This window comes from Roseovarius tibetensis, assembly GCF_050896375.1.
In the GTDB taxonomy this organism is placed as follows: Bacteria; Pseudomonadota; Alphaproteobacteria; order Rhodobacterales; family Rhodobacteraceae; genus Roseovarius; species Roseovarius tibetensis.
Genome location: NZ_JBPBBB010000001.1, coordinates 86,257 through 106,076 on the forward strand (window position 1 = coordinate 86,257; position 19,820 = coordinate 106,076).

Genomic DNA, 19,820 nt, shown 5'->3' on the forward strand with positions numbered 1-19,820 from the left:
GCGCGCGCGCGTCTATGTCTTTCAGGTGAAACAGAATGAGGTGACCCGATGCATGCCCAGCCCCGCCCCGTCCGCGATGCGAACGCCACCTCCGGCGACAAGGGCCTTGGCGGCCTTCCGGAATGGGATCTGAGCGATCTTTATACCGCCGAAGATGCGCCGGAACTGGTGCGCGATCTCGCGTGGCTGGAACAGGCGTGCAAACACTTCGCCGCCGATTACGAGGGTCAGCTGGAAACGCTGGATGCCAAGGGCCTGCTGGAGTGCCTGCACCGCGACGAGGCGATCAGCCGCTGCGCGGGGCGCATCATGTCCTATGCCGGGCTGCGCTATTACCAGCAGACGTCCGATAGCGGGCGGGCGAAGTTCCTGTCGGACTGCCAGGAAAAGATCACGACCTATACAACACCGCTTGTCTTCTTCTCGCTGGAATTGAACCGGCTGGACGAGGGCGCGCTGGAGGCGATGTATGCCGAGAACGCAGACTTGGCGCGCTACCAGCCCGTCATCCGCCGCATCCGCGCGATGAAGCCTTACCAGCTATCCGACGAGCTGGAGAAATTTCTGCACGACATGGGCGTCGTCGGCGACGCGTGGGAGCGGCTGTTCGACGAAACCATCTCTGGCTTGGTCTTCACCGTGGAGGGCGAGGATCTTGGCATCGAGGGCACGCTCAACCTGCTGACCGATCAGGACCGGGCCAAGCGGGAAACGGCGGCGCGCGAACTGGCGCGGGTCTTTGGCGAAAACATCCGTACCTTTGCCCGCGTGCACAACACCACGACCAAGGAGAAAGAGGTCATCGACCGCTGGCGCGAGATGCCGACGCCCCAGACCGGGCGGCACCTGTCCAACGATGTCGAGCCCGAGGTCGTCGAGGCGCTGCGCGACGCGGTGGTCGCGGCCTATCCGAAACTGTCGCACCGCTATTACGAGCTCAAGCGCAAGTGGCTGGGTGTCGACCGGATGCAGGTCTGGGATCGCAACGCGCCCCTGCCGATGGAGGAAACCCGCACCGTCGGCTGGGACGCGGCCCGCGACACCGTGATGAACGCCTATGCCGCGTTCGACCCGCGCATGGCCGACCTCGCTAAGCCGTTCTTCGAGAAGGGCTGGATCGACGCCGGCGTGAAACCGGGCAAGGCACCGGGGGCCTTCGCGCATCCGACCGTGACCGATGTGCACCCTTACGTGATGCTCAATTACCTGGGCAAACCGCGCGACGTGATGACGCTGGCGCATGAACTGGGCCACGGCGTGCACCAGGTTCTGGCCGCCGATCAGGGCGAATTGCTGTCCTCGACCCCGCTGACGCTTGCGGAAACGGCGAGCGTGTTCGGCGAGATGCTGACCTTCCGCCGCATGCTGGACGGGGCCGAAACCGCGGCAGAGCGCAAGGTCCTGCTGGCCGGCAAGGTCGAGGACATGATCAACACCGTGGTGCGCCAGATCGCCTTTTACGATTTCGAATGCAAACTGCATGCCGCCCGCCGCGAGGGCGAGTTGACCCCCGACGACATCAACGCGCTGTGGATGTCGGTGCAGGCCGAAAGCCTCGGCCCGGCCTTCGATTTCATGGACGGCTACGAGACGTTCTGGGCCTATATCCCGCATTTCGTGCATTCGCCCTTCTACGTCTACGCCTATGCCTTTGGCGACGGGCTGGTGAACGCGCTTTATGCGGTCTACGAGGAAAATCCCGACGGGTTCCAGGACAAGTACTTCGAAATGCTGAAGGCGGGCGGGTCGAAGCACCACACCGAGTTGCTGGCGCCCTTCGGTCTGGACGCGTCGGACCCGGCGTTCTGGGACAAGGGGCTATCGATGATCTCGCGTCTCATCGACGAGCTTGAGGCGATGGAGGACTGACCCGCCCGGCGCCTGCGCCCGGACGTGTCTGGGGAAGCCTCCGGCGGGAGTATTTGGAGAAAGATGAAACACGGGAGGGCGTGATGCCTGACCGTGATCTCGTCGTTTGGTGGCGCAATGACCGGCATCCCGGAAAGCCGCGCGCGCGGCGTCTTGCAACTTTCGGGCAAAAGAAAGGACCGCCGACATATCTTGCCGGCGGTCCTTTTTGTGTCAAGTGGACAGAGCGCCTGCCCTGTCGCCAGATGTCAGCCTTGCGCGGCCTTGGCGACCTCGGCGGCGAAATCTTCTTCCTTCTTCTCGATGCCCTCGCCGACCTCGAAACGCAGAAAGCCGGTGATCTCGGTGCCGGCATCCTTGGCGGCGGCCTCGACCGTCAGGTCGGGGTTCATCACGAAGGATTGTCCGAGCAGCGTGACCTCGGACATGAATTTCTTCATGCGGCCCTTGATCATGTTCTCGATGATGTTCTCGGGCTTGCCGGATTCGCGGGCGATGTCCATCTGAACCTGCTTTTCCTTCTCAACCACTGCCGGGTCCAGCCGGGCCTCGTTGAGGGCCGCGGGGTTGGTGGCGGCGACGTGCATCGCGACTTGCCGCGCGAATGCCTCGTCGCCCGAGAAGGCCACGAGAACACCGATCTTGCCCATGCCGTCACCGGCGGCATTGTGGACATAGGCCACCACGCCGTCGCCCTCGATCCGGCCCATCCGGCGCAGCGACATGTTTTCGCCGATCGTGGCGATCTTGTCGGTGATCGTGTCGGCCACGCTCTTGCCGCCCAGATCGGCGGCCATCAGCGCGTCGACATCGTCAGCCGCGAGCGCGGCCTCGGCGATCTGTGTCACCATGCCCTGAAAGTCGGCGTTCTTGGCGACGAAATCAGTCTCGGCATTGACCTCGACCGCGACGCCCGTGCCGTCCTTCACCTTGACGGCCACCAGCCCCTCGGCGGCGGTACGGCCGGATTTTTTGGCGGCCTTCGACAAGCCCTTTGTACGCAGCCAGTCGATGGCGGCATTCATGTCACCATCGGTTTCTGTCAGGGCCTTCTTCGCGTCCATCATGCCCGCGCCCGTGCTGTCGCGCAGTTCTTTCACCATTGCAGCAGTGATCGCCATCTTGGCTCTCCTCACATTCCATCAAGTCGCGGGGGCGGGATAACCCTGCCCCCATGTCGGTTTCGTGACGGCTCTCAGGCCTTCGCGGTGTCGGCGTCGGCGAGCGCTTCCTCGACCGGGGCCTCTTCCATCGCACCCAGATCGACACCGGCCGCACCCATCTGCGCCGTCATCCCGTCAAGCGCGGCCCGGCTGACCAAGTCGCAATAAAGTGCGATGGCGCGCGCCGCGTCGTCGTTGCCGGGAATGATGTAATCGATGCCGTCCGGCGGGCAGTTGGTATCGACCACCGCCACGACCGGGATGTTCAGCTTGCGCGCCTCGGCGACGGCCAGCGCCTCTTTCTTCACGTCGATGACGAACAGCATGTCCGGCACGCCGCCCATCTCGCGAATGCCACCGAGCGACGCCTGAAGCTTGGCCTGGTCGCGTTCGATTCCGAGACGCTCTTTCTTGGTCAGGCCTTCGCCGCCGGCCTCGAGGATCTCGTCAATCTCGTTGAGACGCTTGATCGATTTCGACACGGTCTGCCAGTTGGTCAGCGTGCCGCCCAGCCAGCGGTGGTTCATGTAGTATTGCGCACAGCGTTCGGCGGCATCGGCGATCGGCTGCGACGCCTGCCGCTTGGTGCCGACAAACAGGATCCGGCCATTTTTCGCGACCGTCTCGCGGATCGCGTTGAGCGCCGCGTCCAGCATCGGGACGGTCTGCGTCAGGTCCATGATGTGGATGCCGTTGCGCGCGCCGTAGATGAACTCGCCCATGCGGGGGTTCCAGCGCTGCGTCTGGTGGCCAAAATGCACGCCAGCTTCCAACAGCTGACGCAACGTGAACTCGGGAAGAGCCATGTCTTTTTTCCTTTCCGGTTTGCGCCTTGGCACGGGAAGAGAAGCGGGTCGCTTCAACCGGTGGACCGTGCGGGGATGTCTCTCCCGACGGCCCGCCCGTACCTGCGGATTTAAGTAGTGCGCACATAGCGCCCTTGCGTCGATGGCACAAGCCCTGCCGGTTATTTTCGCCCCCCGACGCCGCACGGGCATTGTGAGAGGACGTGAATATGCCTAGAACTTGCGGTGTCAAACCCGTGAAAGTGCCATGACCACCCCATTCGAAGAGCCGTTGATCGCCCCCCAGAAGCCGCGTCGTTTCGCGACGCTGCGCACAAGCTTTCTGACCGGGCTGATCGTGATCGCGCCGGTCGGCCTGACGATCTGGCTGATGTGGACGCTGATCGGCTGGGTCGATGGCTTCGTCCTGCCGCTGATCCCCGACCGATATCAGCCCGAAGAGTACCTGGGCGTGAATTTTCGCGGTGTGGGCGTGGTGATCTTTCTGGTCTTCACGGTCGTGGTGGGCTGGGTCGCTAAGGGGCTGATCGGACGGTCGCTGATCCGCTTCGCGGAATCGTTGGTCGATCGCATGCCGGTGGTGCGGTCGGTCTATTCCGGTGTGAAGCAGATCGCCGAAACGGTCTTTGCCCAATCCGAGCGCAGCTTCGAGAAGGCCTGCCTGATCCAGTACCCGCGCAAGGATATCTGGGCCATCGGCTTCATCTCGTCGGACACCAAGGGCGAGGTGAACGCCAAGGCGCATACCGCCAGCGACATGGTCAGCGTGTTCGTGCCCACCACGCCCAACCCGACTTCGGGGTTTCTGCTGTTCTTCCCGCGCGAGGACGTGATCGAGCTTGACATGACGATCGAGGATGCCGCGAAACTGGTGATCTCTGCGGGCCTCGTCTATCCCGGCGAGAAGAAACCCGGCCAGGTGACGGAACGCCGCGACTGACCGGGTCTCGCGCCTGTGGGCTGTCCGCGCCGCGTGACGCAAGGCGCCGAGCAGAAGCAGAGCCACCGCCCGGCGACGCGGCATGTCACAGCGCCGTCCAGCCGCCATCGACGCTGATCGTGGTTCCGGTGATCTGCGCCGCGGCGTCCGAACACAGGAACAGCGCGGTACCACCCAGTTGATCGGTCGTGGCGAACTCCTTGGAGGGCTGACGCTCCAGCATGACCTTTTCGATCACCTCGTCGCGGCCCATGCCGTATTTCTCCATCGTGTCGGGGATCTGCCCCTCGACCAGCGGGGTCAGCACATAGCCCGGACAGATCGCGTTCGCGGTGATCGGCTCGCGCGCCGTTTCGAGCGCGACGACCTTGGTCATCCCGACGATGCCGTGCTTGGCCGCGACATAGGCCGACTTGTAGGGGCTGGCGGTCAAGCCATGCGCCGACGAGATGTTGATCACCCGGCCCCAGCCGGCCTTGCGCATCACCGGCAGGGCCGCCGCGGTGGTGTGGAAGCCCGAACTCAGCATGATGGCGATGATCGCATCCCATTTCTCGGTCGGAAACTCGTCGATGGGGGCGACGTGCTGAATCCCGGCATTGTTGATGAGGATGTCGCAGGCGCCCGCCTTTTCGATCAGCGCGCGGCATTGCTCGGGCTTCGACATGTCGGCCTGCACGTAGCGCGCCTCGGTTCCGGTCTCGTCGGTGATCTGCTGTGCGATCGCGTGATCCTCATCCGAATCGCTGAAGGAATTGAGCACCACCTTGACGCCATTGCGGGCCATCTCCCACGCGATTCCCAACCCGATGCCCGAGGTGGATCCTGTGATGACGGCGGTCTTGCCTTGAACACTCATGCCCGTTCTCCCTTGATCATGTTGCAGGCGCAGCATATGCGCCACGCGGCGGGATTGCACGGGGATTGGCTTGCAGGTGATCGCTGCCGGATCAAAAAAAACGCCCGCACAAGGCGGGCGTCCAGTCATTGAGGCAGGTTTCATACAGGCAAGAAACCTATCGAGCAGTGACATCATTAATAAGCGATCTTGCGCCGCTGTCCAAGCTAAAAGTTTGAAAAGACGTGAATCCGATATTACCGTGACACGCGCTTCCCACCTTGACGCCGAGAGGTCCGACGCCGGAAATGAATGCCGCCCTGTTTCGCAAACTCCGCTGCGGCCTTGCCGCGATGGTTCTTCTGGGCGCGGGTCAGACCGCGTCGGCCGAGGCCACGCATGGCATAGCTATGTATGGCGACCCGGCACTGCCACCTGATTTTGTGTCCCTGCCCTATGCCAATGCGGACGCCCCCAAGGGTGGACGCGTGGTGACCGGCAATGTCGGCGGGTTCGATTCGCTCAACCCGTTCATCCTGCGCGGCAGCCCGCCATGGCAGCTGGCACATCTCACGCATGAAACACTTCTGGGCCGGTCCTGGGATGAGCCCTTCACACTGTACGGGCTTCTGGCCGAATCGGTCGAGACCGGCGCGGGCCGCAAATGGGTCGAGTTCACGCTGAACCCCGCCGCCCGGTTCTCGGATGGCAGCCCGGTGACGGTCGAGGACGTGATCTGGTCGTTCGAGACCCTCGGCACGCAAGGTCACCCGCGATATCGCAGCTTCTGGACCAAGGTGGACCGCATCGAGCAGACCGGCCCGCGCCGCGTGCGCCTGACGTTCAACGTCGAGGACCGAGAGCTTGCGCTGCTCGCCGGGCTGCGCCCGATCCTGCAAAAGGCGCAATGGCAGGGGCGCGACATCAGCGAGGCGGGCATCGACGACATCCCCGTCGGCAGTGGTCCCTACACGGTCGCCAATTACGAGGTGAACCGTCACGTCACCCTGACACGCAACCCCGACTACTGGGGCGCGGACCTGCCCTACCGGCGCGGCACGCATAATTTTGACGAGATCCGCATCGAATTCTACGGCGACACCACCGTGATGATGGAGGCATTCAAGGCGGGCCTCATCAGCTATGTGCGCGAATTCAACGCCGAGGCCTGGGAAGAGGAGTACGATTTTCCGGCCGTGCAGCGCGGCGAGATCGTCAAGTCGGAGATACCGCATCGCCAACCCTCGGGCATGACCGGCTTCGTGATGAACACACGGCATGAACCGCTGGATGACTGGCGGGTGCGCGAGGCGCTGATCACCGCGTTCAATTTCGACTACATCAACGACACGCTGACCGGCGGGCGGCAGCCGCGCATCACCTCGTATTTCTCAGGCTCGGAACTGGGCATGGATCACGGCCCCGCCACCGGCCGGGTGCGCGAGTTTCTTGCGCCCTTCAAGGACAGTCTGCTGCCCGGCACGCTGGACGGCTACGCCCTGCCCGAGGGCGACGGCACGGCGCGCAATCGCGGCGGTCTGCGCCGCGCCGTGCGACTGCTGAGCGACGCGGGCTGGCGCGTCGTCGAGGGGCGGCTGGTCGATGCCAATGGCGCACCGCTGAGCCTCACGGTGCTGTTGCAACAGGACGGGCTGATCGCGCAGGCAAGCGCCATGATGGATATCTATGCCCGTGCGCTGTCGCGTCTCGGCATCACGCTGAAGATCGAGAGCGTCGACAACGCCCAATATGCCGAGCGCGTGGCGCAATACGACTTCGACCTGACCATGATGCGCCGCTCGGTGTCGCTCAGCCCCGGCAACGAGCAGATGTTCTACTGGGGATCGGACGGCGTCAACGAGCCGGGCAGCCGCAACCTCATGGGGATGACCTCGCCCGCAGCCGAGGCCATGATCGAGACCATGGTACAGGCCCGCGAACGCGACGAATTCGTCGCAGCGACGCGCGCGCTGGACAGGATCCTAACGGCGGGGCGGTACGTGATCCCCATTCACCGCTACAGCGTGGGCCGTATTGCCCACAAGGCACAGTTGGCATATCCTCGCGACAGCTTGCCAATCTACGGGGACGGGATCGGATTCCTGCCCACGGTATGGTGGGTCGAGGCGGACAATCAAGAACAGGCAAACTGACATGGGCCGACGATCAAGACACCTGACAGCGCTTGTGCTGATCTCGCTGGTGGCCGGTTGCGCCACCGTGGACGGGGTCGGACGTGACATATCGGGCGCGGCACGCGGCGTTCAAAGCTGGTTCTGAGGCGGCGTTCCACCCCCTTTGACCGCGCGATCATCAGGCGCGCGCGCATGGGATGCTGCGACGCGGGATTGGCGCGGCTTTCCCCTTGACGCGCACGCCCATGCTGTCAGAACCGCGCGCATGAGCACAGCCACACTGACAATAGACCTGTCCGCGATCATCGCCAACTGGCGCGCGCTGGACGCTCGAACGCGCGGAGAAACGGCCGCCGTGGTCAAGGCCGATGCCTATGGTCTGGGCGCGGAACACGCCGCCCCGGCCCTCGCCCGCGCGGGTGCGCGCCAGTTCTTTGTCGCCATCGCCGAAGAGGGCGTTGCCCTGCGCCGCATCCTTGGACCGGGTCCGGCGATCCACGTCTTTTCCGGTCATATGGCAGGTGACGCAGAGATGATCGGCGCCGCCGAACTGACGCCGATGATCAATTCCATCGACCAGATGATCCGCCACGCCGAGGCGCTGCCCGGCCACCCGGCGGGCATCCAGCTTGATACCGGCATGAACCGTCTCGGGATGGAGCCCGCCGAGTGGCGGGGCGTCCGCGATATCGTTCTGGCACAGGGCCCGGCCCTGATCATGTCGCACCTTGCCTGCGCGGACACGCCCGATCATCCGATGAATGCCTCGCAACTTGCAAGCTTTCGCGAGATGGCCGATGACACTGGCGCACCACTCAGTCTTGCCAACACGGGTGCCATGCTGATGGGGCCGGACTACGACTTCGACCTCGCGCGGCCCGGCATCGGGCTATATGGCGGCCGACCGTTCGAGGATGCGCGCCCGGTCGTGACCCTCGACATTCCCGTCATCCAGTGCCGCGACCTGACCCCGGGCGAAACCGTCGGCTACGGCAACAGCTTCACCGCGACGCGGCCCACGCGCATCGCCACGGTTTCGGCGGGGTATGCCGACGGCATCCACCGCATCATGGGGCCGCAGACCTCGCTCTGGGCCGCGGATACCCCCTGCCCGGTCGCGGGCCGGATCTCGATGGATCTGATCGGTGTGGACATTACCGAGCTCGGTCAGGACCCGGATCATCTGCAACTTCTAGGCCCGTATCAGGGGATCGACGTGCTGGCCGACAATGCCGGTACCATCGGGTACGAGATTCTGACCTCTCTCGGGGCGCGCTACACGCGGCGCTATCTCGGCGGATGAGCTATGCCGTCCGCGTTCTGGCCGCCATCGGGCGCGCCGTTCTGGCGGGGCTGGCGGGGGTCGGCCGGATCACGCTTTTTGCAGGCGATACCGTCAGCCACCTCGCGCGCCCGCCCTTTTACTGGCGAGAGTTCGGTCATGCCCTGATGCAGATCGGCTGGCTGTCGCTGCCCGTCGTCGGCATGACGGCGCTGTTTACCGGCGGCGCGCTGGCGTTGCAGATCTACGCCGGCGGTGCGCGCTTCAATGCGGAAACCGTGGTGCCGTCGATCGTCGCCATCGGCCTGACCCGCGAACTGGGGCCGGTCCTTGGCGGGCTGATGGTGGCCGCGCGCGTGGCCTCGTCGATCGCCGCCGAGATCGGCACGATGAAGGTAACCGAACAGATCGACGCGCTGGTCACCTTGTCCACCAACCCGATGAAATACCTGACGCTTCCGCGGGTGTTGGCCGCCACCCTCGCGGTACCCTTGCTGGTGGGCGTGGGCGACGTGATCGGCATCATGGGCGGGTTTCTGGTGGGGGTTGGCCGCCTTGAATTCGGGGCCGCGACCTATCTGCACATCACGCTCGACTTTCTCGAACCCTGGGATGTCCTCTCGGGCCTGATCAAGGGGGCGGTGTTCGGATTTATCGTGGCGCTGATGGGCTGCTATCACGGCATGAATTCCAGCGGCGGCGCCCAGGGCGTGGGCCGCGCGACCAAGACGGCCGTAGTCGCCGCATCTGTGCTGATCCTCGCCGCGAACTACGCCCTGACAGAGGTGTTCTTTTCCGCATGATCGAACTGCGTGACGTCCACAAGGCCTTTGGCACACTGCACGTCCTGCGCGGTGTGACCCTGACGGTGGAGACGGGATCTTCGATGGTGATCATCGGTGGCTCGGGCACCGGCAAATCGGTGATCCTGAAATGCATCCTGGGGCTGTTGCGGCCCGAGAACGGGTCGATCCTGCTCGACGGCACCGACATGACCCGCACCAACCGCGACGCCTTCCTCGCGCGGTTCGGGATGCTGTTCCAGGGCGGCGCACTGTTTGATTCGCTGCCCGTCTGGCAGAACGTGGCCTTTCGCCTGATGCGCGGCGCGCTCAAGCGTCCCAAATCCGAAGCCCGCGAAATCGCCATCGACAAGCTGCGCCGTGTCGGCCTGCAGCCCGAGGTCGCCGACAAGTTCCCCGCCGAGCTGTCGGGCGGCATGCAAAAGCGCGTCGGCCTCGCCCGCGCCATCGCCGCCGACCCCGAGATCATCTTTTTTGACGAGCCGACGACAGGCCTCGACCCGATCATGTCGGGCGTCATCAACGAGCTGATCCGCGAGATCGTGACCGAGATGGGCGCGACCGCCATCACCATCACGCATGACATGACCAGCGTTCGCGCCATCTCGGATCACGTCGCGATGCTGCATGATGGACAGATCAAGTGGACCGGCCCGGTGGCCGACATGGACGCCTCGGGCAATCCCTATCTCGACCAGTTCATCCACGGCCGCGCGACCGGGCCGATCGAAGCGGTTCGCTGAAACCGGGCGCCCAAGAATTTTTCAAAAATTCTTGTCAAAAATCTTTGAAAGATTTTGCCCCGCGGCACCGGACCGCACATATGAACGCGGCGCGAGGTTGCCCCCGCGCCGCGTTCTCATGTCACCCGGCAGTCACGCTCAATGCGCGACCGCACCGCGGCCGGCCTCGGACTGCTTGAGGGTCGCCTCTGCGGCGGCGGCCTCTTCGGCCTCTTCATCCCAATCGACAGGCTCGGGCTCGCGGACCAAGGCGATTTTCAACACGTCGCGCACGTGATCGACGGGAATGATCTCGAGCCCCTCTTTCACGTTATCAGGGATCTCGGTCAGGTCCTTCTCGTTGTCGCGCGGGATCAGCACCGTCTTGATGCCGCCCCGCAACGCCGCGAGCAGCTTTTCCTTGAGCCCCCCGATGGGCAGCGCATTGCCGCGCAGCGTCACCTCGCCGGTCATGGCGATATCCTTGCGCACCGGGATGCCGGTCAGCACCGACACGATCGAGGTCACCATCGCAAGACCCGCGGACGGTCCGTCCTTGGGCGTGGCACCCTCGGGGACGTGCACGTGGATGTCCCATTTCTCGAACCGCGGCGGCTTTACCCCGATCTTGGGGGCCACCGACCGCACGTAGCTGGACGCGGCATCGATCGATTCCTTCATCACGTCGCCAAGCGTGCCGGTGGTCTTCATCCGGCCCTTGCCCGGCAGGCGCAGCGCCTCGATGTTCAGAAGCTCGCCACCCACGGATGTATAAGCAAGACCCGTGACGACACCGACCTGATCGCTGTCCTCGGCAAGGCCGAACTTGTATTTCCGCACGCCGAGGAAATCGGGCAGGTTGTCGGGCGTGACCTTTATCTTTTCATCCTCGCGCTTGATGATCCGCGTCACCGCCTTGCGGGCGATCTTGGCGATCTCACGCTCGAGGTTCCGCACCCCGGCCTCGCGGGTATAGTAGCGGATGATATCGGTCAGCGCCTCGTCGGTCAGCTCGAACTCGCCCTTCTTCAGGCCGCTGTTCTTGATCTGCTTGTCGAGCAGGTGCTGCTTGGCGATCTCCAGCTTTTCGTCCTCGGTGTAGCCCGCCAGCGGGATGATCTCCATCCGGTCCAGAAGTGGGCCGGGCATGGTGTAACTGTTGGCGGTCGTGAGGAACATCACGTTGCTGAGGTCATACTCCACCTCCAGATAGTGATCGACGAATGTGCCGTTCTGTTCCGGGTCCAGTACCTCGAGCATGGCCGACGCCGGATCACCGCGGAAATCCTGACCCATCTTGTCAATCTCGTCCAAGAGGATCAGCGGGTTGGTCGTCTTGGCCTTCTTCAGCGACTGGATGATCTTGCCGGGCATCGAGCCGATATAGGTCCGGCGGTGACCCCGGATCTCGGACTCGTCGCGCACGCCGCCCAAACTGATGCGGATAAACTCGCGCCCGGTGGCCCGCGCCACGGATTTGCCCAGAGATGTCTTGCCCACGCCCGGCGGGCCGACGAGGCACATGATCGGGCCTTTCAGCTTCTTCGAACGCTGCTGCACCGCAAGGTATTCGACGATCCGTTCCTTGACCTTTTCCAGACCGTAGTGATCGGCGTCCAGCACGTCTTGCGCCTTGCGCAGATCCTTCTTGACGCGGCTCTTGTTGTTCCACGGAATGCTCAGCATCCAGTCGAGATAGTTGCGCACGACCGTCGCCTCGGCGCTCATCGGGCTCATGTTCTTGAGCTTCTTGAGCTCCGCCTCGGCCTTGTCGCGGGCCTCCTTGCTGAGCTTGGTCTCTTCGATTCGCTGTTCGAGTTCGGCGACTTCACCTTCGCCGTCCTCGCCATCGCCGAGTTCCTTCTGAATCGCCTTCATCTGCTCATTCAGGTAGTACTCGCGTTGCGTCCGCTCCATCTGGCTTTTCACGCGGGTCTTGATCTTCTTCTCGACCTGCATGACGCTCATCTCGCCCTGCATCAGGCCGTAGACCTTTTCCAGACGCTCGCTGACGCTCAGCGTTTCCAGCAGATCCTGCTTGCGGTCCACCTCGATGCCGAGATGCCCCGCGACCAGATCGGCCAGCTTCGGCGCCTCGTCGGAATCGGTGACCGCCGTCAGCGCCTCGTCGGGGATGTTCTTCTTGACCTTGGCATAGCGCGCGAATTCGTCGCTGACGGTGCGCAGCAATGCCTCGATAGTGGTGGCATCACCGGGGGTTTCGGACACGTATTCCGCCCGTGCGGCGAAATAATCTTCGTTTTCAAGGTACTCGGTGATGCGCACACGCGACACGCCCTCGACCAGAACCTTGACGGTGCCGTCGGGCAGTTTCAGCAGTTGCAGCACGTTGGCCAGCACACCGACGCGATAGATATCCTCTTCGGCGGGGTCGTCCTCGGCCGGGTCGATCTGGCTCGACAGCAGGATCTGCTTGTCGTCCTGCATCACCTCTTCCAGCGCCCGCACGGACTTCTCGCGCCCCACGAAAAGCGGCACGATCATGTGCGGGAACACCACGATATCACGCAGCGGCAGCACCGGGTAAGAAGCATTGAGTTGGTCTTGCATGCTCGTTGTCCTCTTTGGCAAGAGGGCACCGGCCCCGTCATAGCGGCGGCCCCGGCCCTCTCCGTTTCACTTATCTAACAAGTGGGGCACGGCCCCTCGTTTTTCAACATTCGACGCGTACCATGACCCCCCGCGCTGCGTGGCACAAGCGCGCAATCGGGTCGTGATAAGCACGCGGTCGGGCGGATCATGTCAGACCCGCACTCCACGCCGCCCGGCCAGATCGGTGAAATACTGCCAGGCCACCCGGCCAGAGCGCGCCCCGCGCGTGGCCTGCCATTCGATCGCCTCAGCGCGCAGGGTGTCCTCATCGATCTCGACCCCGTAGACTTGGCAATAGCCGCGGATCATCGCGAGGTAGTCGTCCTGATCGCACGGGTGAAATCCCAGCCACAGGCCAAAACGATCCGACAGCGACACCTTTTCCTCGACCGCCTCGGAGGGGTTGATCGCCGAGGCGCGTTCATTCTCGATCATGTCGCGGGGCATGAGATGGCGGCGATTCGACGTGGCGTAGAACAGCACGTTTTCCGGCCGGCCCTCGATCCCGCCATCCAGAACGGCCTTCAGCGACTTGTAATGCTCGTCATTCTCGCCAAAGCTCAGGTCGTCGCAGAACAGCAGAAACCGCCCGCAGGCCCCGCGCAGCAGGTTCAACAGGCGCCCGACCGAGGGCAGATCCTCGCGGTGCAGCTCGATGATCTTCAGCGGCAAGCCCTCGGCGCGCACGGTGGCATGTGCGGCCTTCACGAGGCTCGACTTGCCCATGCCCCGCGCGCCCCACAACAGCGCGTTGTTGGCCGGCAGGCCGCGCGCGAACTGCCGGGTATTCGACAGCAGCGTGTCGCGCGACCTGTCAATGCCCACCAAAAGCTGCATGTCCACCCCGTTGACCGCTTCCACCGGCTCCAGCCGCTCGGGGGCGACATGCCAGACAAAGGCATCGGCGGCCTTCAGGTCGGGCGCCGTCATAGGCGCGGGCGCCATGCGTTCCAGCGCGTCGGCGATCCGGGTCATCGGGTCGGTGGTCATTCAGTCCCGGCCCTTGTCGTCATCGGTCCTGCCAAGCGGATCTTCGGCCTCGTCATCTGCGTCGAACCGGGCCTCGTCATCCTCGAACCCGTCCTCGTCATCGAACCACAATCCCTGCGCGCGCAGCTCGGCCTCGCGCTTTTTCTCGACGCGTGCGACAAGGTGAATGGAGATCTCGTAAAGACCGTAGACCGTGACGAACAGGATCACCTGCGTGATGACATCCGGCGGCGTCACGAGTGCGGCGAGCACGAGGATACCCACCATCGCGTATTTGCGCACGCGGCGCAGACCCTCGGCGCTGACCAGCCCGGCCTTGCCCATCAGGGTCAGCAGAACCGGCAGCTGAAAGCACAGCCCAAAGGCGACGATGAACTTGATCGTCAGGTTCAGATATTCCTGCGCCGAGCCTTGGAACACCACAGACAGCGGCGCGGCCCTCTGCGCACCCTCGACAACCTCTCCCTCGCCGCCGAATTGCTGGAAGCCGAGGAAAAAATCATAGGCCAGCGGCGTAACCACGTAGAACGCGAACGACGCGCCAAGGAAGAACATGAACGGTGATGCGACGAGGAAGGGCAGGAACGCACCCTTTTCGGACTTGTAAAGGCCCGGCGCCACGAAGCGCCACATCTGGTTGGCGATATAGGGAAAGGCCAGAAAGAACCCGCCCAGCAACGACACCTTGACGGCGACGAAGAAGCCTTCCTGCGGCGAGATGAAGATCAGGTCGCAATCCTGCCCGCGCTCGGCCAGCACCTGGCACAGCGGCGCTGTCAGGAAATTGAAGATCGGCGTCGCCACGGTAAAGCAGATCACCATGCCGATGATGAAAGCCACCACAGAGTGGATCAGCCGGTTGCGCAGTTCCGCCAGATGCTCGATCAGCGGCGCGCTGCTATCCTCGATCTCGTCGGGGGTGCTCATGCCTTGTCCTCGGCCTTGGGCGGGGACTCGGGCTCGGCGGGCGCGGCGCCTGTCTCAGGTGGCGTCTCTGCGGTCTTTTGCGCCTCGGCCTCTGCGGCCTTGCGCTTGGACGCCATCTCGCCGGATTTTTCGCGGATCTTGTCGGCCTGTGCCTGACGCTCTTTGCTGAGCGGCGACGTCTTGTCGGCGGTCGCGTCGCGCGTCGCGCTCTCGGTGGATTTCCTGACCTCGTCCATGGCCGATTTCATCGGATTGGACGCGGTCTTGAAACTTTTCTGGATATCGCTCACGCCCGACTGGTCGGCGGCGTCGTTCATGGCGCGGCTGAATTCGCGCGCCATGCCCTTTGCCTTGCCTACGAACTTGCCAACGGCCTGGAACATTCCGGGCAAGTCCTTGGGACCGACCACGATCAGCGCCACGATCCCTATGAGCAAAAGCTCCGTCCAGCCGAGGTCAAGCATTTATGGATCAGACCTTGTCTTTTTCGTCGGCGGGGGTGACATCGCGGGCGGTTTCGTTGCCCTCGTCGTCCTTGGACGCCTCGTCGAGTTCCTTGTTTCCCTCCGACACGCCTTTCTTGAAGGATGTGATCCCTTTGCCCACCTCGCCCATAAGCGAGGAGATCTTGCCGCGGCCGAAAAGCACCAGCACCACCACGGCGATGAGAAGAAGGCCGGGAAGGCCGATATTGTTCAGCATGTCTGTCTCTCCCTGTCTCGAGGACCCTGCTATGTCCTCGGAAATGCATGTCATGGATCTAATGGCTCACCACGACAGATGAAAGCACCAATCCGCCGGACCGTCGCGATTGACCATGATTTTCACGCCATCACCCTATGCGCGCCCTGCAATCGGGGTCAATCGTTACCCTGCGCCTCGGCCCGGCTCTTGCCGCTGACATTCTGCGCCAGCGTGGCCGCCATGAACGGATCGAGATCCCCGTCAAGCACGCCCTTGGTGTCGGACGTTTCCACCCCGGTGCGCAGATCCTTGACCATCTGGTAGGGTTGCAGGACGTAGGATCGGATCTGGTTGCCCCAGCCCGCATCCCCCTTGGCGTCATGCGCGTCGTTGATCGCCGCATTCCGCCGGTCCAGCTCTTGCTGGTAAAGCCGCGATTTCAGCGCCTTCATGGCGATATCGCGGTTCTGGTGCTGGGATTTCTGCGAGGATTGCGTGACGATCCCGGTGGGAATGTGCGTGATCCGCACCGCCGAATCGGTGGTGTTGACGTGCTGCCCGCCCGCCCCGGAACTGCGGAACGTGTCGACCCGTATATCGCTGGGATTGATGTCGATCTCGATATTGTCGTCCACCACGGGATAGACCCAGACCGAGGAAAACGAGGTGTGACGCTTGGCCGCCGAGTCGAACGGCGAGATCCGGACGAGGCGGTGCACGCCGGATTCCGATTTCAGCCAGCCATAGGCATTGCGCCCGCTGATCTTGTACGAGGCCGACTTTATCCCGGCACCGTCGCCATCGCTCTCGGATTGCAATTCGACCGTGTAACCGCGCTTTTCGGCCCAACGGACATACATCCGCGCCAGCATTGCGGCCCAGTCACAGCTTTCGGTGCCGCCGGCACCCGCGTTGATCTCGATGAAGGTGTCGTTCGCGTCCGCCTCACCATCCAGAAGCGCCTCCAGCTCGCGTGCGGCGGCCACCTTGGCCAGCGATTTCAGCTTCGCCTCGGCTTCGGCCACGATCTCGTCGTCGCCCTCGCTTTCGCCCATCTCGATCAGGTCCGTCTGATCGTCCAGTTCCTGCTTGATCTTGTCATGCGTCTCCAGCGCATCGACCAGCGCCTGCCGGTCGCGCATCAGCTTTTGCGCAACTGCGGGATCATCCCACAGCGTCGGGTCCTCGACGCGCGCGTCGAACTCTTCCAGCCGGTGATGCGCGGTTTCCCATCCCAGGCGCTGTCGTAACAGGTCCAGCGATTTTTCGATCTCGGCCACGAGGTTCTGGGTGTCGGCGCGCATGTAATTCATCCTGTTCGCTTGAGTGCGCGTGATAGCGCAGCACGCGAGCACGGGCAAGATCGCCCGTTACCATGTCCTGCGTCCACGCGCCTGTTCGGGAACTCGGGCCGGTCCGCGTGCTTATCGCGACGGTGCCGCGCCATTTCACGCGGCATCCCCAACGGCATGGGCCCGATCAGTACAGCCCGCCCGAACTCATCGATCCGAAGCTGGAATTGCCGCCGACCTGCCCACGCTGGCCGGACGAGGTGGTAACTTCCTTGATCTGCTCTTCCGTGCTGTACAGTTCCAGATCGTCGCCCATGGCAAAGCCGCCATCGAACATCACACCAAAGACAGGCTCTTCGCCGTCGCGGAAATATTCGGCCACGACATTGGCCCCCGATGCATCATCGGCCAGACGCGCCCCGGTGACCCGGTCGATCTTGATGAAGCGCCCGCCGGGCGGAACTTCGAACGGTCCGCCGCCGTATTTCTTGACCGCCTCGGTCATGAACTCCTGAAAGACCGGCCCGCACATCGACGAGCCATAGGCCGAGGACCCGAGGCCGCGCGGCTGGTCGTGGCCGATATAGCAGCCCGCGACGATGTTGCTGGTGAACCCGATGAACCACACGTCGCGCGCGTCGTTGGTCGTCCCTGTCTTGCCGGCCACTGGCACCGGCAGATCGATCGCCCCCGAGGCCGTGCCGCGATCGACCACGCCCTGCATCATCGAGGTCAGCTGATAGGCGGTGACGGCGTTGATCACGCGTTCCCGATCCGACACGATCCGCGGTCCGACATTGCGCGGGATGCCGGGGTCGTCACAATCCAGACAGGTCCGCTGATCCTGCCGGTAGATGGTCTCGCCGTAGCGGTTCTGCACACGGTCGACAAGGCTGGGGTGCACCCGTTCGCCGCCATTGGCGAACATCGCGTAGGCGGCCACCATGTCGAACAGCGTCGTCTCCTCGGACCCGAGCGCATTGGCAAGATACGTGCCCATTTTATCATAGACACCGAAGCGTTCGGCATAATCGGCGACCACGTTCATGCCGACTTCCTGCGCGAGACGGATGGTCATCAGGTTGCGCGACTGCTCGATCCCGGTGCGTAGCGGCGTGGGGCCATAGAACCTGTTCGACGAATTGCGCGGCCGCCACAGCCCCTGCGGCGTGTTGATCTCGATGGGGGCGTCGATCACGATGGTGGCGGGGCTGTAGCCGCTATCGAGGGCCGCCGCATAGACGAAGGGCTTGAAGCTCGATCCCGGCTGGCGCATCGCCTGCGTGGCACGATTGAACACCGAATGCTGGTAGGAGAATCCGCCCTGCATCGCCAGCACACGGCCCGAATTGACATCCATCGCCATGAAGCCGCCCTCGACCTCGGGCACTTGCCGCAGCGTCCAGCGAATGAATTCGCCGGACTCGTCCCCGGTCATGCGGCGCACATGCACCACGTCGCCGGCATCGAAGGTCTCGTGGAAATCGCCCGGCAGCCAGTCGATATCGCCGCGCGGCACCTCCTGGATGCCCTCGACACCCTCGACGCCGACGCGCATCACCTGGTCGCCGGTCTCCAGCACGACGGCCGGGTACCACGTGCCCTCCAGCGTGACATCGCGCGCCACGCGCGTGTCGTTCAATGCCGCGCGCCACGCCTCTTCCGAGGTCAGCGCCTCTTGCGGCAACTGCACACCGGTGCCACGCCACCGGCCCCGCGCGCGATCATAGCGTTCCAACTGGCGCTGCAGGGCCTGTGCGGCGTTGACCTGCATCTCGGGATCGATCGTGGCGCGCACCGAAAGACCGCCGGTAAAGAACTCTTCCTCGCCGAAATCGCCGCTCAGCTGCCGGCGGATCTCGTCGGTAAAATAGTCACGCGGCGGCAGATCGGCGCTGAACGGCTCGAAATCGCCGTTCTGAACCGTCCGCAAGGGCGCATCCCGCTCGGCGCGGTACGCGTCCTCGGTCAGATAGCCATTATCCCACATTTCCCGCAGCACGAACGCGCGCCGCGCCAGCAGGCGATCCTTTTCGCGGACGGGATGATAGTCGCTCGGCGCCTTCGGCATCGACGCCAGCATCGCGGCCTCATGCGGTTCCAGTTCGCGCAACGTCTTGTTGAAATAGGTCTGCGCCGCGGCGGTCACACCATAGCTGTTTTGCCCCAGAAAGATCTCGTTGAGGTAAAGTTCAAGGATCTTTTCCTTGCTCAGCGTCTCCTCGATACGGGTGGCAAGGATGATCTCCTTGACCTTGCGCTCGATCCGGCGATCGCCCGACAGCAGGAAATTCTTCATCACCTGCTGGGTGATGGTCGAGGCCCCGCGCAGGTTCTGCCCCCTCGATTCGATCGCATCCACGATAGCCGCGGCGATGCCGATCGCGTCGTATCCGCCATGGCTGTAGAAATTCTTGTCCTCGGCACTGATGAAGGCCTGCTTGACCAGATCGGGGATATCCTCGGCCGGGGTGAACAGGCGCCGTTCGCGGGCGAACTCGTCGATGATCCGCCCCTCTCCGGAATAGATGCGGCTGATCGTCGGCGGGGTGTAATTGGCCAGCGAGTCGTGACTGGGAAGATCCTCTCCATAAATGTGCAGGACAGCGCCGATGCTCAGCCCGATGATGACCACCGCAAGGGTGATCAGGCTGAAAACAGTGCCGAAAAAGCTGAAAATCGGTCGAAACACGCGCATACCTCTGCCTGATGTTCTGCATATAAGCATGCGGTCGGCACGGGTCAAAAGGATTGGT

17 protein-coding genes are annotated in these 19,820 nt (G+C 63.5%); 7 read left to right on the forward strand and 10 right to left on the reverse strand.

Annotated features, from left to right (window positions below):
* Positions 1-48: 48 nt before the first annotated feature.
* Complete coding sequence (locus tag ACROSR_RS00450) at positions 49-1,869, forward strand: M3 family oligoendopeptidase (protein WP_432681782.1); 1,821 nt, start codon at positions 49-51, stop codon at positions 1,867-1,869.
* Between the two features lie 248 nt (positions 1,870-2,117).
* Here the strand turns inward: ACROSR_RS00450 and tsf are convergent, their stop codons facing one another.
* Both tsf and rpsB read right to left on the reverse strand, forming a co-directional pair.
* Positions 2,118-2,990, reverse strand: coding sequence for a translation elongation factor Ts (tsf, locus tag ACROSR_RS00455; protein WP_432681783.1), 873 nt, complete (start codon positions 2,988-2,990; stop codon positions 2,118-2,120).
* A gap of 74 nt (positions 2,991-3,064) precedes the next feature.
* Entirely contained in the window at positions 3,065-3,838 is a 774-nt protein-coding gene (gene rpsB, locus ACROSR_RS00460) for a 30S ribosomal protein S2 (RefSeq protein WP_432681784.1), read from the reverse strand.
* 247 nt (positions 3,839-4,085) lie between these two features.
* On the opposite strand from rpsB, the gene ACROSR_RS00465 reads away from it, so the two are divergent.
* Positions 4,086-4,778, forward strand: a complete 693-nt coding sequence (locus ACROSR_RS00465; protein WP_432681785.1) for a DUF502 domain-containing protein — start codon at positions 4,086-4,088, stop codon at positions 4,776-4,778.
* Between the two features lie 85 nt (positions 4,779-4,863).
* On the opposite strand, the gene ACROSR_RS00470 is transcribed toward ACROSR_RS00465, so the two are convergent.
* Positions 4,864-5,637, reverse strand: coding sequence for a 3-hydroxybutyrate dehydrogenase (locus tag ACROSR_RS00470; RefSeq protein WP_432681786.1), 774 nt, complete (start codon positions 5,635-5,637; stop codon positions 4,864-4,866).
* A 287-nt stretch (positions 5,638-5,924) separates the two neighbouring features.
* On the opposite strand from ACROSR_RS00470, the gene ACROSR_RS00475 reads away from it, so the two are divergent.
* From ACROSR_RS00475 to ACROSR_RS00495, 5 genes are all read left to right on the forward strand, one after another.
* On the forward strand, positions 5,925-7,769 hold the full coding sequence (locus tag ACROSR_RS00475) for an extracellular solute-binding protein (RefSeq protein WP_432681787.1): 1,845 nt from the start codon (positions 5,925-5,927) through the stop codon (positions 7,767-7,769).
* A gap of 1 nt (position 7,770) precedes the next feature.
* Positions 7,771-7,896: an entericidin EcnA/B family protein gene (locus tag ACROSR_RS00480; protein WP_432681788.1), complete on the forward strand. Its 126-nt coding sequence runs from the start codon at positions 7,771-7,773 to the stop codon at positions 7,894-7,896.
* A 120-nt stretch (positions 7,897-8,016) separates the two neighbouring features.
* Positions 8,017-9,054 carry an alanine racemase gene (gene alr / locus ACROSR_RS00485; protein WP_432681789.1) on the forward strand — a complete coding sequence of 346 codons (1,038 nt, stop codon included), beginning with the start codon at positions 8,017-8,019 and terminating at the stop codon, positions 9,052-9,054.
* The gene (locus tag ACROSR_RS00490) at positions 9,051-9,836 is read left to right on the forward strand and encodes an MlaE family ABC transporter permease (protein WP_432681790.1); all 786 of its coding nucleotides are present in this window, start codon (positions 9,051-9,053) and stop codon (positions 9,834-9,836) included. The genes alr and ACROSR_RS00490 overlap by 4 nt, the downstream gene beginning before the upstream one ends.
* Complete coding sequence (locus ACROSR_RS00495; RefSeq protein ID WP_432681791.1) at positions 9,833-10,579, forward strand: ABC transporter ATP-binding protein; 747 nt, start codon at positions 9,833-9,835, stop codon at positions 10,577-10,579. Before ACROSR_RS00490 ends, ACROSR_RS00495 begins: the two co-directional genes overlap by 4 nt.
* A gap of 138 nt (positions 10,580-10,717) precedes the next feature.
* Here the strand turns inward: ACROSR_RS00495 and lon are convergent, their stop codons facing one another.
* The 7 genes from lon to ACROSR_RS00530 form a co-directional block, all read right to left on the reverse strand.
* Positions 10,718-13,129, reverse strand: a complete 2,412-nt coding sequence (gene lon, locus ACROSR_RS00500; RefSeq protein WP_432681792.1) for an endopeptidase La — start codon at positions 13,127-13,129, stop codon at positions 10,718-10,720.
* A gap of 192 nt (positions 13,130-13,321) precedes the next feature.
* Positions 13,322-14,161 (reverse strand): ATP-binding protein, encoded by an 840-nt coding sequence (locus tag ACROSR_RS00505; RefSeq protein ID WP_432681793.1) that lies wholly within the window; start codon positions 14,159-14,161, stop codon positions 13,322-13,324.
* On the reverse strand, positions 14,162-15,088 hold the full coding sequence (tatC, locus tag ACROSR_RS00510; protein ID WP_432681794.1) for a twin-arginine translocase subunit TatC: 927 nt from the start codon (positions 15,086-15,088) through the stop codon (positions 14,162-14,164).
* Entirely contained in the window at positions 15,085-15,552 is a 468-nt protein-coding gene (tatB, locus tag ACROSR_RS00515; RefSeq protein ID WP_432681795.1) for a Sec-independent protein translocase protein TatB, read from the reverse strand. The genes tatC and tatB overlap by 4 nt, the downstream gene beginning before the upstream one ends.
* Positions 15,553-15,559: 7 nt before the next feature.
* Positions 15,560-15,790, reverse strand: a complete 231-nt coding sequence (locus ACROSR_RS00520; RefSeq protein ID WP_432681796.1) for a twin-arginine translocase TatA/TatE family subunit — start codon at positions 15,788-15,790, stop codon at positions 15,560-15,562.
* Between the two features lie 158 nt (positions 15,791-15,948).
* Positions 15,949-17,076, reverse strand: a complete 1,128-nt coding sequence (gene prfB / locus ACROSR_RS00525) for a peptide chain release factor 2 (RefSeq protein ID WP_432681797.1) — start codon at positions 17,074-17,076, stop codon at positions 15,949-15,951.
* A gap of 175 nt (positions 17,077-17,251) precedes the next feature.
* Positions 17,252-19,756, reverse strand: coding sequence for a penicillin-binding protein 1A (locus tag ACROSR_RS00530; RefSeq protein ID WP_432681798.1), 2,505 nt, complete (start codon positions 19,754-19,756; stop codon positions 17,252-17,254).
* Between the last annotated feature and the right edge of the window lie 64 nt (positions 19,757-19,820).

Excerpts from the sequence above, each read along its gene's own strand:
- ACROSR_RS00490 (WP_432681790.1), top strand. The coding sequence starts at position 9,051 with ATGAGCTATGCCGTCCGCGTTCTGGCCGCCATCGGGCGCGCCGTTCTG.
- prfB (WP_432681797.1), bottom strand. The coding sequence starts at position 17,076 with ATGCGCGCCGACACCCAGAACCTCGTGGCCGAGATCGAAAAATCGCTG.
- ACROSR_RS00470 (WP_432681786.1), bottom strand. The coding sequence starts at position 5,637 with ATGAGTGTTCAAGGCAAGACCGCCGTCATCACAGGATCCACCTCGGGC.
- tatC (WP_432681794.1), bottom strand. The coding sequence starts at position 15,088 with ATGAGCACCCCCGACGAGATCGAGGATAGCAGCGCGCCGCTGATCGAG.
- ACROSR_RS00480 (WP_432681788.1), top strand. The coding sequence starts at position 7,771 with ATGGGCCGACGATCAAGACACCTGACAGCGCTTGTGCTGATCTCGCTG.
- ACROSR_RS00520 (WP_432681796.1), bottom strand. The coding sequence starts at position 15,790 with ATGCTGAACAATATCGGCCTTCCCGGCCTTCTTCTCATCGCCGTGGTG.
- lon (WP_432681792.1), bottom strand. The coding sequence starts at position 13,129 with ATGCAAGACCAACTCAATGCTTCTTACCCGGTGCTGCCGCTGCGTGAT.
- ACROSR_RS00465 (WP_432681785.1), top strand. The coding sequence starts at position 4,086 with ATGACCACCCCATTCGAAGAGCCGTTGATCGCCCCCCAGAAGCCGCGT.
- ACROSR_RS00475 (WP_432681787.1), top strand. The coding sequence starts at position 5,925 with ATGAATGCCGCCCTGTTTCGCAAACTCCGCTGCGGCCTTGCCGCGATG.
- ACROSR_RS00505 (WP_432681793.1), bottom strand. The coding sequence starts at position 14,161 with ATGACCACCGACCCGATGACCCGGATCGCCGACGCGCTGGAACGCATG.
- alr (WP_432681789.1), top strand. The coding sequence starts at position 8,017 with ATGAGCACAGCCACACTGACAATAGACCTGTCCGCGATCATCGCCAAC.
- tsf (WP_432681783.1), bottom strand. The coding sequence starts at position 2,990 with ATGGCGATCACTGCTGCAATGGTGAAAGAACTGCGCGACAGCACGGGC.
- ACROSR_RS00450 (WP_432681782.1), top strand. The coding sequence starts at position 49 with ATGCATGCCCAGCCCCGCCCCGTCCGCGATGCGAACGCCACCTCCGGC.
- ACROSR_RS00495 (WP_432681791.1), top strand. The coding sequence starts at position 9,833 with ATGATCGAACTGCGTGACGTCCACAAGGCCTTTGGCACACTGCACGTC.
- tatB (WP_432681795.1), bottom strand. The coding sequence starts at position 15,552 with ATGCTTGACCTCGGCTGGACGGAGCTTTTGCTCATAGGGATCGTGGCG.
- rpsB (WP_432681784.1), bottom strand. The coding sequence starts at position 3,838 with ATGGCTCTTCCCGAGTTCACGTTGCGTCAGCTGTTGGAAGCTGGCGTG.